The sequence below is a fragment of the Aurantimonas sp. DM33-3 genome (assembly GCF_014334315.1).
Taxonomy (GTDB): Bacteria; Pseudomonadota; Alphaproteobacteria; order Rhizobiales; family Rhizobiaceae; genus Aurantimonas; species Aurantimonas coralicida.
Map to the genome: position 1 here is coordinate 25,477 of NZ_JACSGS010000020.1, position 13,173 is coordinate 38,649.

11 protein-coding genes are annotated in these 13,173 nt (G+C 68.5%); 7 read left to right on the forward strand and 4 right to left on the reverse strand.

From position 1 onward, the window contains the following. The first annotated feature begins 79 nt into the window (after positions 1 to 79). Genes H9Q09_RS20005 through H9Q09_RS20015 form a run of 3 tightly spaced genes read left to right on the forward strand, consistent with a single transcriptional unit; the run spans position 80 to position 3,427 of the window. Positions 80 to 1,957, forward strand: a complete 1,878-nt coding sequence (locus H9Q09_RS20005; protein ID WP_187392502.1) for an ABC transporter permease — start codon at positions 80 to 82, stop codon at positions 1,955 to 1,957. After that, a complete protein-coding gene (locus H9Q09_RS20010) occupies positions 1,954 to 2,733 on the forward strand; it encodes an ABC transporter ATP-binding protein (RefSeq protein ID WP_187392503.1) in 780 nt (259 codons plus the stop codon). Before H9Q09_RS20005 ends, H9Q09_RS20010 begins: the two co-directional genes overlap by 4 nt. After that, complete coding sequence (locus H9Q09_RS20015; protein WP_187392504.1) at positions 2,726 to 3,427, forward strand: ABC transporter ATP-binding protein; 702 nt, start codon at positions 2,726 to 2,728, stop codon at positions 3,425 to 3,427. The genes H9Q09_RS20010 and H9Q09_RS20015 overlap by 8 nt, the downstream gene beginning before the upstream one ends. 27 nt (positions 3,428 to 3,454) lie before the next feature. On the opposite strand, the gene H9Q09_RS20020 is transcribed toward H9Q09_RS20015, so the two are convergent. The 3 genes from H9Q09_RS20020 to H9Q09_RS20030 all read right to left on the reverse strand — a co-directional run bounded on the left by H9Q09_RS20020 (position 3,455) and on the right by H9Q09_RS20030 (position 6,656). After that, complete coding sequence (locus tag H9Q09_RS20020; protein WP_187392505.1) at positions 3,455 to 4,594, reverse strand: CaiB/BaiF CoA-transferase family protein; 1,140 nt, start codon at positions 4,592 to 4,594, stop codon at positions 3,455 to 3,457. Positions 4,595 to 4,890: 296 nt separating this feature from the next. Beyond that, on the reverse strand, positions 4,891 to 5,715 hold the full coding sequence (locus H9Q09_RS20025) for a ferredoxin--NADP reductase (RefSeq protein WP_024348779.1): 825 nt from the start codon (positions 5,713 to 5,715) through the stop codon (positions 4,891 to 4,893). 269 nt (positions 5,716 to 5,984) lie between these two features. Further along, a complete protein-coding gene (locus tag H9Q09_RS20030; protein WP_024348780.1) occupies positions 5,985 to 6,656 on the reverse strand; it encodes a TetR family transcriptional regulator in 672 nt (223 codons plus the stop codon). 120 nt (positions 6,657 to 6,776) lie between these two features. Here H9Q09_RS20030 and H9Q09_RS20035 point away from each other — a divergent pair, with 120 nt between their 5' ends. Both H9Q09_RS20035 and H9Q09_RS20040 read left to right on the forward strand, forming a co-directional pair. Next, positions 6,777 to 8,222 carry an efflux RND transporter periplasmic adaptor subunit gene (locus H9Q09_RS20035; RefSeq protein ID WP_246716252.1) on the forward strand — a complete coding sequence of 482 codons (1,446 nt, stop codon included), beginning with the start codon at positions 6,777 to 6,779 and terminating at the stop codon, positions 8,220 to 8,222. Next, entirely contained in the window at positions 8,219 to 11,383 is a 3,165-nt protein-coding gene (locus H9Q09_RS20040) for an efflux RND transporter permease subunit (RefSeq protein WP_187392508.1), read from the forward strand. Before H9Q09_RS20035 ends, H9Q09_RS20040 begins: the two co-directional genes overlap by 4 nt. A 149-nt stretch (positions 11,384 to 11,532) precedes the next feature. Here H9Q09_RS20040 and H9Q09_RS20045 read toward each other — a convergent pair whose 3' ends face one another. After that, on the reverse strand, positions 11,533 to 11,811 hold the full coding sequence (locus tag H9Q09_RS20045; protein ID WP_024348782.1) for a DUF1289 domain-containing protein: 279 nt from the start codon (positions 11,809 to 11,811) through the stop codon (positions 11,533 to 11,535). A 199-nt stretch (positions 11,812 to 12,010) separates the two neighbouring features. On the opposite strand from H9Q09_RS20045, the gene H9Q09_RS20050 reads away from it, so the two are divergent. Then, entirely contained in the window at positions 12,011 to 12,484 is a 474-nt protein-coding gene (locus tag H9Q09_RS20050) for a hypothetical protein (RefSeq protein ID WP_187392509.1), read from the forward strand. A 100-nt stretch (positions 12,485 to 12,584) separates the two neighbouring features. Then, positions 12,585 to 13,067, forward strand: coding sequence for a DNA starvation/stationary phase protection protein (locus tag H9Q09_RS20055; protein WP_024348784.1), 483 nt, complete (start codon positions 12,585 to 12,587; stop codon positions 13,065 to 13,067). Positions 13,068 to 13,173 lie beyond the last annotated feature (106 nt).

Consider the following 13,173-nt stretch of genomic DNA (forward strand, 5'->3'; position numbering starts at 1 on the left):
CACAGGCGGCGCACTGACGCAGGCGCGTGGTGACTCCTCCGGTCGCCGCGCGCCGGCGCCCATCCCCAACGAGGAGACGGTGTTGACGACGCTCGGCTTCGTATTCGCCCAGCTCCTGGCCGGCCTTGCCGACGCGTCGTCGCTGTTCCTGGTGGCGGCCGGCCTGTCGCTGATCTTCGGCGTCACCCGCATCGTCAATTTCGCCCACGGCTCGCTGTTCATGCTGGGCGCCTATGTCGCCTATTCGGCCGTCACCTGGCTGCCGACCGGCCATCTCGGCTTCTGGGGCGGGATGCTCGCAGCAGCCGTCGCAGTGGCGCTGATCGGCGGGCTGATCGAGATCGTCATCCTGCGCCGGCTCTACGCCTCGGCCGAGCTCTACCAGCTCGTCGCCACCTTCGGCGTTCTCCTCGTCATCCAGGACGTCGCGCTGGCGATCTGGGGGCCGGAAGACCTGCTTGCGCCCCGCGCCCCCGGTCTTGGCGGCGCCCTGCGGATCTTCGGCGAGCCGGTGCCGCAATACGACCTCCTCCTCATCGCCGCCGGCCCGGTCGTCCTCGTCGCCGTCTGGCTGGTCCTCAACCGCACCCGCTGGGGCACCTTGGTGCGCGCCGCGACGGAGGACCGCGAGATGACCGGCGCCCTCGGTGTCGACCAGGCGCGCCTGTTCACCACGGTCTTCATGCTCGGCGCCTTCCTTGCCGGCCTTGCCGGCGCCCTCCAGACCCCGCGCGAAGCCGTCAGCCTCGCCCTCGATCTCGACGTGGTGGTCGAGGCCTTCGTCATCGTCGTCGTCGGCGGGCTCGGCTCCATCGGCGGCGCCTATGCGGCGGCCGTCCTGATCGGCGTCCTCAATGCCTTCACCCTCCTGTGGTTTCCGACCCTCGCCACTGTCCTGCCCTTCCTGGTGATGGCCGCGATCCTGGTGGTGCGGCCCTACGGCCTGTTCGGCCAGGCCGCCCTCGTCGCGCCGGCCCCGGCCGAACGCGGCGCCACCCTGCGGCTGCCCGGCCGCACAGTGACGATCCTCGTCGTCCTCGCCGTTGCGGGTCTCGCGCTGCTGCCGCTGGTCGAATCCGGCTTTGCCCTGATCCTGCTCACCGATTTCTTCGTCGCCGCCCTCTTTGCCGCCAGCCTGCAGTTCATCATGGGCCTCGGCGGCATGATCTCCTTCGGCCACGCCGCCTTCTTCGGCCTCGGCGCCTATGGTGCGGCGCTGGCCGCCACGGCCCTCGGCCTGCCGATGTTCGCCGCCATGGCGCTGGGCGTGGCCACCGGCGGCCTCGGCGCGCTGGTCATCGGCTGGTTCTGCGTGCGCCTCTCCGGCGTCTATCTCGCCATGCTGACCCTTGCCGGCGCCCAGATCCTCTGGGCCGTCGCCCTGCAATGGCAGGATGTCACCGGCGGCGACGACGGCATTCTCGGCGTCTGGCCCGACCGCTTCGCCGCCTCCCGCACGGTCTATTACCTGATCGCCCTTGGCCTGTGCGCCGGCGGCCTCTGGCTGATCCGCCGCATCGCCCATGCGCCCTTCGGCTATCTCCTGCGCGCCACCCGCGACTCGCCCCTGCGCGCCGAGGCCATCGGCCTCGACGTGCGCGGCCGCCAGCTCGCAGCCTTCGTCATCGCCGGCCTCTTCGCAGCCCTCGCGGGCACGGTCTTCGTCTTTGCCAAGGGCAGCGTCTTTCCCACCATCCTGGCGGTCGGCCAGTCCGTCGACGCCCTGCTGATGGTGCTGATCGGCGGCGTGCAGGCCCTGTCGGGTCCGATCGCCGGCGCCGCGATCTTCGTCGGTATCGAGGACTGGGTCGGCCGGCTGCCCTATTGGCGGTCGATCTTCGGCGTCATCATCCTCGCCGTCTGCATTCTGGCGCCCCAGGGCATCGCCGGTGGCCTGCGGTCGCTGGCCGGCCGCGTCCGCCGCCGTACCCCGGGTGCTTCCGGAGCGCCGGCATGAATGCGCTGGAAATCCGCGGCCTGAGCAAGGCCTTCGGCGGCGTCGTCGCGGTCGACGACGTCGGCTTTCACGTCGCGTCGGGCGAGATGCTGGCCCTGATCGGCGCCAATGGCGCCGGCAAATCCACCACCTTCAACATGCTCAACGGCCAGTTGCGCCCCGATCGCGGCTCGGTGCGGCTGTTCGGGTCCGAGATCGCCGGCCTGCCGGCCCGCCGCATCGCCCGGCGCGGCGTCGGCCGCACCTTCCAGATCACCCAGACCTTCACCTCCATGACGGTGCGCGAAAACCTGCAGACCGCTCTCCTCGCCCATCGCAAGCGCCCCTTCGACTTTTTCTCCCGTGCTGTCATCGCCGAGCGTGAGGCGGCCGACCGCCTGCTGGCCATTGTCGGCATGTCCGAGGCCGCCGACCGTCCTTCCGCCGAGCTCGCCTATGGCGACGTCAAGCGGCTGGAACTCGCCGTCGCCCTTGCCGCATCGCCGCGGCTCCTGCTGATGGACGAGCCGACCGCCGGCATGGCGCCGCGCGAGCGCACCGCCCTGATGACGTTGGTGCGCGGCATCGTCGAGGACACCGGCCTGAGCGTCCTCTTCACCGAGCACGACATGGATGTGGTCTTTGCCCATGCCGACCGCATCGTGGTGCTCAACCGGGGCGCCGTCATCGCCGAGGGCACCGCCGACGCGATCCGCGCCGACCCGACCGTCCGCGCCGTCTATCTCGGCGGCGGCACACCGGAATCAGTCACTGAACAAGTCTCGCCAAATGCTTGAACTGCAAGCGATCGACAGTTTCTACGGCGACGCCCACATCCTGCATGGCGTGTCGCTGACCGTGAACGAAGGCGAGATCGTCGCCCTCGTCGGGCGCAACGGTGCCGGCAAGTCCACGACGCTGAAGAGCGCCATGGGCCTCGTGCGCCCGCGCCGCGGCACGGTGCGCTATCGCGGTGCCGACATCACCGGCCTGCCGCCCTACCGCATCGCGCGGCTGGGCCTCGGCTACGTCCCTGAGGACCGCCGCATCTTCAAGGATCTGACGGTCTCGGAAAACCTCGAAGTCGGCCGCCGCGACGCCGCGGACGCGGACACGCCATGGACCCCGGCGCGGCTGTTCGACCTCTTTCCCAATCTCGGCGAACGCCGCGGCCAGAAGGGCGGGCGCCTGTCCGGTGGCGAGCAGCAGATGCTCAGCCTCGCCCGCACCCTGATGGGCAATCCGCGCACCCTGCTGCTCGACGAGCCCTCCGAGGGCATCGCGCCGGTCATCGTCGACGCCATGGCCGCGGCCATCCGCGACCTCAAGCGCGAAGGCCTGTCGGTGCTTCTGTCGGAGCAGAATCTCGGCTTTGCCCGCGCCATCGCCGACCGCGCGGTGATCATCGAGACCGGCACCGTCCGCTTCACCGGCAGCTTTGCCGAGATGGAAGCCGATCCCGACATCGTCTCCAGCCACCTCGCCGTCTAGGCGGCGCGGCCCTTTCGACGGACGCGATCAGCCACCGTCGCCGAAACCCGCGCCCTGGTGCTCGCCGAGCTTCGGCGCCGGCCGCTCCAGCGACAGTTCGGCATCGCCATAGGTGATCGGGCTGCGCACGCCCGCCATGCCGCCCGGCGCGATCTGCATGCCGCGATGGACGATCTGCGGATCGGCGAAGACGTCGGCGACATCGTTGATCGGCCCCGACGGCACGCCCACCGGCTCCAGCGCGGCCAGAAGGTCGTCGCGGCGCCATGCGGCGATCGCCCCGGCCAGGATCGGCGTCAGCGCCTCCCGGTTGGCGACCCGCGCCTCATTGGTGGCGTAGAGCGGATCGGCGGACAGCTGCGGCAGGTCGAGGACGGCGCAGAGCCGCGCGAACTGCCGGTCATTGCCGCAGGCGATGATCAGATGGCCGTCGGCCACCGGAAACACCTGATATGGCACGATGTTGGGATGGGCATTGCCGAGCCGCGACGGCGCGGCGCCGGTGGCGAAGAAGTTCAGCGCCTGGTTGGCCAAGACGCCCGCCATGCAGTCGTAGAGCGCCATGTCGACATATTGGCCGCGCCCGGTCCGCTCCCGGTCGGCCAGCGCCGCCTGGATGGCGATGGTGCCGTAGAGCCCGGTGAAGATGTCGGCGAAGGCGACGCCGATCTTCTGCGGCTCGCCGGCCGGATCGCCGGTCAGGCTCATGATGCCGCCCATGCCCTGGATCATGAAGTCGTAGCCGGCCCGGCCCGCATAGGGGCCGTCCTGGCCGAAGCCGGTGACCGAGCAATAGACGAGGCGCGGATTGATCGCCTTCAGGCTTTCATAGTCGAGGCCGAACTTCGCCAGTCCGCCGACCTTGAAGTTCTCGATCAGCACGTCCGCCTCGGCCGCCAGCGACCGCACCAGTTCCCGCCCCTCCTCGGTGCCGAAATCAGCCACCACTGACCGCTTGCCCCGGTTGCAGGCGTGGAAATAGGCGGCCGTGCGCTCGCCGTCCCGTTCGACGAAGGGCGGCCCCCAGCCGCGGGTGTCGTCGCCCGCCGGGCTCTCGACCTTGATCACGTCGGCGCCGAGATCGGCGAGCGTCTGGCCGATCCACGGGCCGGCCAGAATGCGGGCGAGTTCCAGGACTCTCAGTCCGGCATGGGGTGCGTGCGTCATCCGGTCGGCGTGCCGCCCGGCGCCGGCGCTGTCAAGCTGCGCCAACGCTTATCGACGGCCCTCAGGGTGAGGATAGCTATGTCTTACGCGGCGGCATTCTGAGTTGATACTCAACCTCAACAGACCCGCGCCAGCATGACGGGCGGCCTGCCGGCGCCCCACCGGAGACGTCGGGGCGAGGCCGCCCTCGCGACCTGCCCCTTGCCGTGATCGGCAAATTTGGCCCGCTCGCTGGGCCGCCGGCGCCTGCGCCCCGGCCGCTCCCCCCGCCGCTCTTTGCAGCGGGCCCGCTGCCCTCAGTCCACGAAGGCGCGTTCGACGACGAAGGTGCCGGGCTTGTTGTTGGCGCCCTCCTCGAAGCCACGGGCTTCCAGCAGCGCTTCCGTGTCCTTCAGCATCGCCATGGAGCCGCAGATCATCGCCCGGTCGGTCTCCGGGTCCAGCGGCGCGATGGCGAGGTCCTCGAACAGCTTGCCGTTCTCGATCAGCGTGGTGATCCGGTGGCCGCGCGTCTCGCCGTCGCGGGTCGCGCTGGCGTGGAAGATCAGCTTGTCGCCGATGAACTCGCTCATCAGTTCGTCGGCCTTCGACGTCTCCACCAGTTCGCGGCCATAGGCCAGCTCGGCATTGCCGCGGCAGGTCTGGGTGAGGATCACCTGGTCGAACTTCTCGTAGGTCTCCGGGTCGCGGATCACCGAGGCGAAGGGCGCGATGCCCGTTCCGGTCGAGAACAGGAACAGCCGCTTGCCGGGCTTCAGCGCGTCATGGACGAGCGTGCCCGTCGGCTTCTTGCGCATCAGCACCGTGTCGCCGACCTGGATCTTCTGCAGATGCTCGGTCAAGGGGCCGTTCGGCACCTTGATGGAGAAGAACTCCAGCTCCTCGTCCCAGGCCGGGCTGGCGATGGAATAGGCCCGGTAGACCGGCTTGGCCGCGTTCGGCAGGCCGATCATCACGAACTCGCCCGAGCGGAAGCGGAAGCTCTGCGGCCGGGTGATGCGGAAGGCGAACAGGCTGTCGGTATAGTGCGTGACCTTGGTCACCGTCTCGGCAAAGACGCCGGCGGGAATCGGGAAGGCAGGCTCCGGCGAATGCTCCGGCTGTTGGGCGAGAGAACTCATCAGGCGTCGTTCCTTTCCATGGTCCGCGACCGCACGAGACGGCCTTGTCCGGTGCGCGCGACGGTCAGCGCCGCGTCACGATTGATCGGGTCCCGGCTGTCGGGAGAATGGCAGGCCGGACAGCATCCTTGCCCCGTGCCTACATCGCAGTCGTGCCGGAAGATAGAACCCCGCACCCCGCAATGCAGCGTCGCACGTTCCAAATATCGGCATTGTTCGGGGAAAACATTCGCCGCAGCCGCCATGCGGCGCGTGCGTCCGCCCTCCCCTCAGTTCAGGTTCGCCGCGGCCCGCGCCTCGGCCATCTCTTCCAGGCACGCGACCCGCGCGCTCGAACAGGCAAATCCCGCGATCACGCTGCGCACCACCCGCGCGCCGACCCCGGTCAGGTCGAAGCCGCGATCCGAGCGCAGCCATTCCGAGATCACGCCGCTCACCGCGCAGACATAGGCGGTGGCCGCCTCCTTCGGCTGCCATTCGTGCTTCAGCTCGCCGCGAATCTGCACCGCCGCGAAGATGCCGGTGATCGCCTTGTGCATGGTCGCCTCGGCGTCCGCCCGGCGCAGCATCGCGTCCTGCATCTCGCCGACATATTCGCAGCGGAACAGGAGAATGGTCAGGATCTTGCGCGTCCGTTCGTCGCGCTCCAGATGGCGAAGTGCCTCCAGCGTGTTCTCGTAGAGGTCCTGCAGCGACCGCCGGCCGGCACAGGCCTGCTCGTCGAAGAACTCTTCCTGGGGAAGCTTCGCGCGCTCCTGCATCGCCCGGAACAGTTCCAGCTTGTTGGAGAAGTGCCAGTAGATCGCGCCGCGCGTCAGGCCGGCGCTCGCGGCAATGTGACTGAGGGTCGTTCCTGCGACACCCTGTTCGTAGAACAGCGTTTCCGCCGCGTCGAGGATCGCCTCGCGCGTCTGCATCGCGTCCTGCTTGGTGCGTCTCAAGTTCGGGCCTCCCTTGCTCCGATACATTTATGGATGTATGTATGCCGCAATGCAAGAGAGCGGCGCCATGGCCGGCCGGAAAAAGGTTTTACAATGCGCGGACTTAACCTGATTTTGCGCATGACGGCGTGCGTCGGCGTCTCGCTGGCAGCCGCGGGCGCGGCCTTCGCACAGGCCGGCGGCACCCCGCCCCCGCCCGCCGTCACGGTCCTGACGGTCAAGAGCAAGAACCTGCCGGTGACCTACGAATATGCCGGTCGCGTCGCCTCCTCCCGCGAGGTCGAGGTCCGGGCGCGCGTCGGCGGCATCCTGCTCGAACGCAATTTCGACGAGGGCTCGCGCGTCGAGGCCGGCACTCTGCTGTTCCACATCGACCCGGCGACCTACGAGGCGCAGGTGGCGCTGGCCAAGGCGCAGGTGCTCCAGGCGCAGGCCCAGCTCGGCCAGGCCAAGCGGACCGAGGCCCGTGCCCGGCAGCTGGCCCAGAGCGGCGCGTCGAGCCAGGCGACGCTCGAAGACTCCGTCTCCTCGCGCGAACTCGCCGAAGCCCAGGTCGCAGCCGCCGAGGCGCAGTTGCAGACCGCCACCCTCTCCCTCGACTATGCCACCGTCGAGGCGCCGGTCGCGGGCGTGACCAGCCTGGAACAGGTGCCCGAGGGCAGCCTGCTCAGCACCGGCGACCTGCTCACCCGCATCAGCCGCCTCGATCCGGTCTATGTGAACTTCTCGGCCGCCGACAGGGAAGCCGCCTCCATCCGCGAACTGGTCGAAAGCGGCCAGTTGCAGGGCGCCTCCTCGCCGTCCGACCTCACCGTCACGCTGATGTTCGGCAATGGCGAGACCTACGGCGAAACCGGCACCATCGACTTCACCTCGACCACGATCGATTCACAGACCGGCACGATCCTGTCGCGCGCCGTCCTGCCCAATCCCGAAAGCCGCCTCCTGCCGGGCCAGTTCGTACGCCTGCAGCTCGAGGGCCTGTCCATCGAGAACGCCATCGAACTGCCGACCGAGGCGCTGATGCAGGGCCCGCAGGGCACCTTCGTCTACACGCTGAACGACGAGAACCTGGCCGAGGTCAGCCCGGTCGTCGTCGGCCGCGAGCTCGACGGCTCCATCGTCATTTCCGAGGGCCTCGCCGATGGCGACAAGGTCGTCGTCAAGGGCGTCGTCAAGGTTCGCCCCGGCGCCCCGGTCAACCCACAGCCGGCAGCCGCGAACGCCGATGCCGCCGGTGCCGAGCCCGGTGCACCTGCGCCGGACGCCCCCGCCGCCGAGGCAGCCTCTGACACGGAGGCCCCCGAGCCTGCCGCGGCTGAGCCCGCCGCCGCTGCCGACGAGCCCGCCGCCGACACGGCCAACGAGGCGGCTGGCGAACAGCAGGGTGCGATCGAGCGCGCCGTCGACGCGGCCAACGACAAGGTCGTTGCCGATGCCGGGCACGCGCCCGGTGAAGCCGGCCGCACGGATGCCCCGCCGGTGCCCCTGACCGCCCTGCCCGATGGCGACGACGCCCGCCGCGCCACCAGCGACGGCGACGCTTCGTCGGAGTCCGCCCGATGAATGCGCGGTTCTTCGTCGACCGGCCGATCTTCGCGGCCGTCATCTCGATCCTGATCACCCTCGGTGGCCTGCTGTCGATCAGCGCGCTGCCGATCGAGCAGTATCCGCAGCTGGTGCCGCCGCAGGTCCAGGTGCGCGCCTCCTATCCCGGCGCCAGCGCCGAGACCATCGCCCAGACCGTCTCCGCGCCGATCGAGCAGCAGATCAACGGCGTCGAGGACATGCTCTACATGCAGTCCACGAACTCCTCGACGGGCACGGCGACGATCACCGTCACCTTCGCCAGCGGCACCGATCCCGATCAGGCGACGATCAACGTCAACAACCGCGTCCAGCAGGCCAATGCCTCGCTGCCCGAGCAGGTCCAGCGTCTCGGCGTCACCGTCGCCAAGCAGAACTCGTCGATCCTCGCGGTTCTGACCATGTCGTCGGAGGACCCGCGCTACGACGCCACCTATGTGTCGAACTACGCGTTGCTCAACGTTCTCGACGAGCTGAAGCGCCTGCCCGGTATCGGCGAGGCGCAGCTCTTCGGCGCCCGCAACTATTCCATGCGCATCTGGCTGCGGCCCGACGCTCTGGCCTCCTACGGCCTGACGCCGGGCGACGTGGCCACCGCCGTGCGCGACCAGAACGCCCAGTTCGCCGCCGGCCAGTTCGGCGCGCCGCCCACCAACACCGATCTCGCCTTCACCTATTCGGTGACCACGGCCGGGCGCCTGCCCGACACCGAGGCCTTCGAGAACATCATCCTGCGCTCCGACGAGAACGGCTCCTCGTTGCTCCTGAAGGATGTCGCGCGGGTCGAGCTCGGCGCCCAGGATTACGGCTTCAACGCCACCTATAACGGCACGCCGACGGTGCCCATCGGCATCTACCTGCAGCCGGGCGCCAACGCCCTCGACACGCTGAGCGGCGTGCGCACCCGCATGGAGGAGCTCTCCGGCTCCTTCCCCGATGGCATCAGCTTCGCCATTCCCTACGACACCACCAAGTTCATCGAGGCCTCCATCGAGGAGGTCATCATGACCTTCATCGAGGCCATGGCGCTGGTCTTCGTGGTCGTCTTCATTTTCCTGCAGAGCTTCCGGGCGACGCTGATCCCGATGCTCGCCGTCCCGGTGTCGATCATCGGCACCTTCGGCGTGCTTCTGGCGCTCGGCTTCTCGATCAATCTTCTCACCTTGTTCGGCCTCGTCCTGGCCATCGGCATCGTCGTCGACGACGCCATCGTGGTCCTGGAGAATGTCGAGCGGATCATGACGACGGAGGGGCTCAACGCCAAGGACGCCACCGCCAAGGCGATGACCGAAGTCGCCGGCCCGGTGATCGCCATCGTGCTCGTCCTGTGCGCCGTGTTCATCCCGGTGGCGTTTCTCGGCGGCCTCGCCGGCACCATGTACCGGCAGTTCGCCGTCACCATCGCCGTGTCGGTGGTGATCTCGGGCATCGTCGCCCTCACCCTCACCCCGGCGCTCTGCGGCCTTCTCCTGAAGCAGGGCCATTCCGAGCCCTGGGCGCCGTTCCGCTGGTTCAACACCGGCTTCGACAAGCTGACCAACGCCTATGGCGCCGGCGTGGCCTTCATCATGCGCCGGGCCGTCGTCGCCCTCGTCCTGTTCGCCGGCATCGTCGGCGGCAGCTACTATTTCTTCCAGACGATCCCCGGCTCGCTGGTCCCCGACGAGGATCAGGGCGTCAATTTCGCCATCGCCATCCTGCCGCCGGCCGCCTCGCTGGCCCGCACGACGGAGGTGATGGAGCAGGTCAGCGCGAATGTGCGCGAGCATCCGGCGGTCGCCGACGTGGTCGCCTTCGCCGGCTTCGACCTCCTGGCCGGAACCCAGAAGTCCAGCTCGGGCGTGGCCTTCGTCACCCTCAAGGACTGGTCGGAACGCGAGGACCCGTCGCTCGACGCCCGCAACCTCACCGGCCCGATCATGGGCATGAATGCCGGCATCCAGGACGGCATGGTGCTGGCCTTCAACCCGCCGCCGATCCAGGGCCTGTCCACCACCGGCGGCTTCGACCTGTTCGTGCAGGACCGGCAGAACCGCGGCTCCCAGGAACTGGTCGCGGCGACCAGCGCGCTGGTGGCGGCGGCGGCCGAGCGGCCGGAGCTGGCCGGCGTGCGCACCACCTTCTCGGCCAACGTCCCGCAGTACCAGATCGACGTCGACCGTCAGAAGGCCAAGGCGCAGGACGTGCCGATCTCCTCGATCTTCGAGACCATGCAGTCGACCTTCGGCTCGCTCTATGTGAACGACTTCACCCTGCTCGGCCGCAACTACCGGGTCTCGCTCCAGTCCGAATCCGACTTCCGCGAGAAGCCGCAGGATCTGCGCTTCGTCTACGTCAAGGCGAACAACGGCGCGATGATCCCCCTCGACGCCCTCCTGTCGGTCGAGCGCATCGTCGGCCCGGACCTCATCGAGCGCTTCAACGCCTTCACCGCGGCCAAGGTCTCCGGCGGCCCCGCCCCCGGCTATTCGTCGGGGCAGGCGCTGCAGGCCATGCAGGAGATCGCGGCCGAAAAGCTGCCCGACGGCTATCAGGTCGCCTGGACGGGTTCGGCCTATCAGGAGATCGCCTCGGGCGGCACCGGGCTCGCCGCCATCGGCTTCGGCATCCTGATGGTCTTCCTCATCCTGTCGGCCCAGTACGAACGCTGGTCGCTGCCCATCGCGGTGCTTCTGGCGGTGCCCTTCGCCATGTTCGGCGCGCTCCTCGCGATCTGGCTGCGCGGGCTCGACAACGACGTCTACTTCCAGATCGGCCTGGTCACGCTGGTCGGACTGGCGGCCAAGAACGCAATCCTGATCGTCGAGTTCGCGGTGCTGAAACGCGAGGAGGGTCTGTCGGCCTTCGACGCCGCGCTGCAGGGCGCCAAGCTGCGCTTCCGGCCGATCGTCATGACGTCGCTCGCCTTCATCCTGGGCGTCGTGCCGCTCGCGATCTCCACCGGCGCCGGCTCGGCCAGCCGCCACTCCATCGGCACCGGCGTCATCGGCGGGATGCTCGCGGCAACCTTCGTCGCGATCTTCTTCATCCCGCTGTTCTACAAGCTGCTCGCCCGCAAGCAGCCGGCCCGCGGCAGCCACGCGGCTCGGACCTCCGGCGACGATGGCGCAGCGACGCCGGCACCGGCGCCGGCCGAATAGCCTCCGGCTCGGCCGGTTCGCCTCGTGAACCGGTTCAGCTCATGAAAAAGGCGGCGCGCCTGGCTGGCGCGCCGCCTTTTTGCCGTGTGAGCACAAGGCATTGCCGGATGGTCCGGAATCGATCTCTCAACCGTTTCCGCCCCGCGCGATCACGCCTCGGCCGGCACCTCCAGCTTGTCCAGCGGGCACGGATGATCCTTCTTGTCGCATTTGCGCCGATAGACATGCGCCCAGCGGTCGTAGCGCCCGGCCCTGACGAGCCGCTCGGCAAGGGTGCGGAAGAACGCCTTCTTCTCGGCCTTGCCGTCCAGCCGCTTGAACCGCTTCTTTTCCGGCTTGGTCATGGCGCAGCCGATGCAGCGGCCGCCATCCTTGTATTTGCAGATATCGATGCACGGGGACGGGGCATCGGCCCAACGTTTGGCCACGGGCGCTCCTGTGATAGTCGGATGGCGAAGGGGCGAGTGACGCGGCGGTCTCGATCCGGCCTGCGGCACTTCCCTTCCATTCCCGGTCTGCTATGAATAGATGAAAGTGGTTGTCAAGTTTAGAACGGTTCGAGACGTCGGGTGCGATTCCCTGTCGCGGGTTCCCGGCGCGGTCTTCTTACAGAACGCGGTTGCCTGAATGTCTGCACTGCCCCTGCCCGAGACACTTCCCTCCTCCGGGCGCGCCCCGGCGCGAATCCTCGCCTTTCCCGGCGGCAATTGCCCGACGGTCCGTCCCGCCGCGCCCCAGCTCACCGATGCCGAACGCGACGAGCTGAACCGCCTGCGCTGGTTCGCATTGCGCAGCCGGCTCGCCCCGAAGCCCGATCTCGAACGGGCCTGCTTCCTTCTCGCCGGCGAGGAGAACGTCTCGCTGGAGCGCTTCGCCATCGCCTTCTTCCGCGGCCTGTCCGGCCAGAGCCTGCGCGAGATGGTGTTCTACCGTCCCGGCGCGAAACAGGCCTCGGACGATGAGATCTGGCTATTGCGCCTTCTCGCGGTGTTGCGCGCAGGCGAGAACGCCGCCGCCGGTGCGCTGGTCGCCTGGCGGGTCCGCCCCGAGGGCCGGCGCTGGCTGCGCTTCCTTGCGGCCTCCCTCGCCCGGACGCTCTGACGCGAAAAATCGCATGGGAGCGATTGCCGCGACCTTGCCATGCACGGCCTCGGAGGCTAGATTAGAATTATTCTAAGACACCACTAAGGGACCGGAGACCATGGGACTAGTAGCAGCCAAGATCGAGCCGACGGCGAAGGAAGAGATCGTCAACGGCCTCACCCAGTCGCTGGCCGAGACGGCGATCGCCACGCTGAAGGCCCAGAACTTCCATTGGAACGTGACGGGCATGTCCTTCGGCGCCCTGCACGCGCTGTTCCAGGAGATCTACGAGGATCACTTCGAAGGTCAGGACACGCTGGCCGAGCGCATCAAGGCGTTCGACGCCCATGCCGAGGGCCGCTACTCGGTCTATCTGGAGCGCAGCGCCATCGAAGAGCATGACGGCCGCACCGACGCCCGCACCATGGTCGAGGTCCTGATGCAGGACCAGGAGACCCTCTCCTCGACCCTGTCGGCGCTTGCCGAGGTCGCCGACCAGCATGGCGATTTTGCCACCAACGACCTGGCGACCGCCCGCATCGAGCAGCACGACAAGTTCGCCTGGATGCTGCGCGCCCATCTGAAGACCACCGCCGCCTGAGGCGACCCGCTCGCCGCCCTTTCCGGCGGCGGACACGAGACATGAAAAAGGCCCGCCGGAGATCGTCCGGCGGGCCTTTTCGTATATCTCGACCATGCTGAGGCGG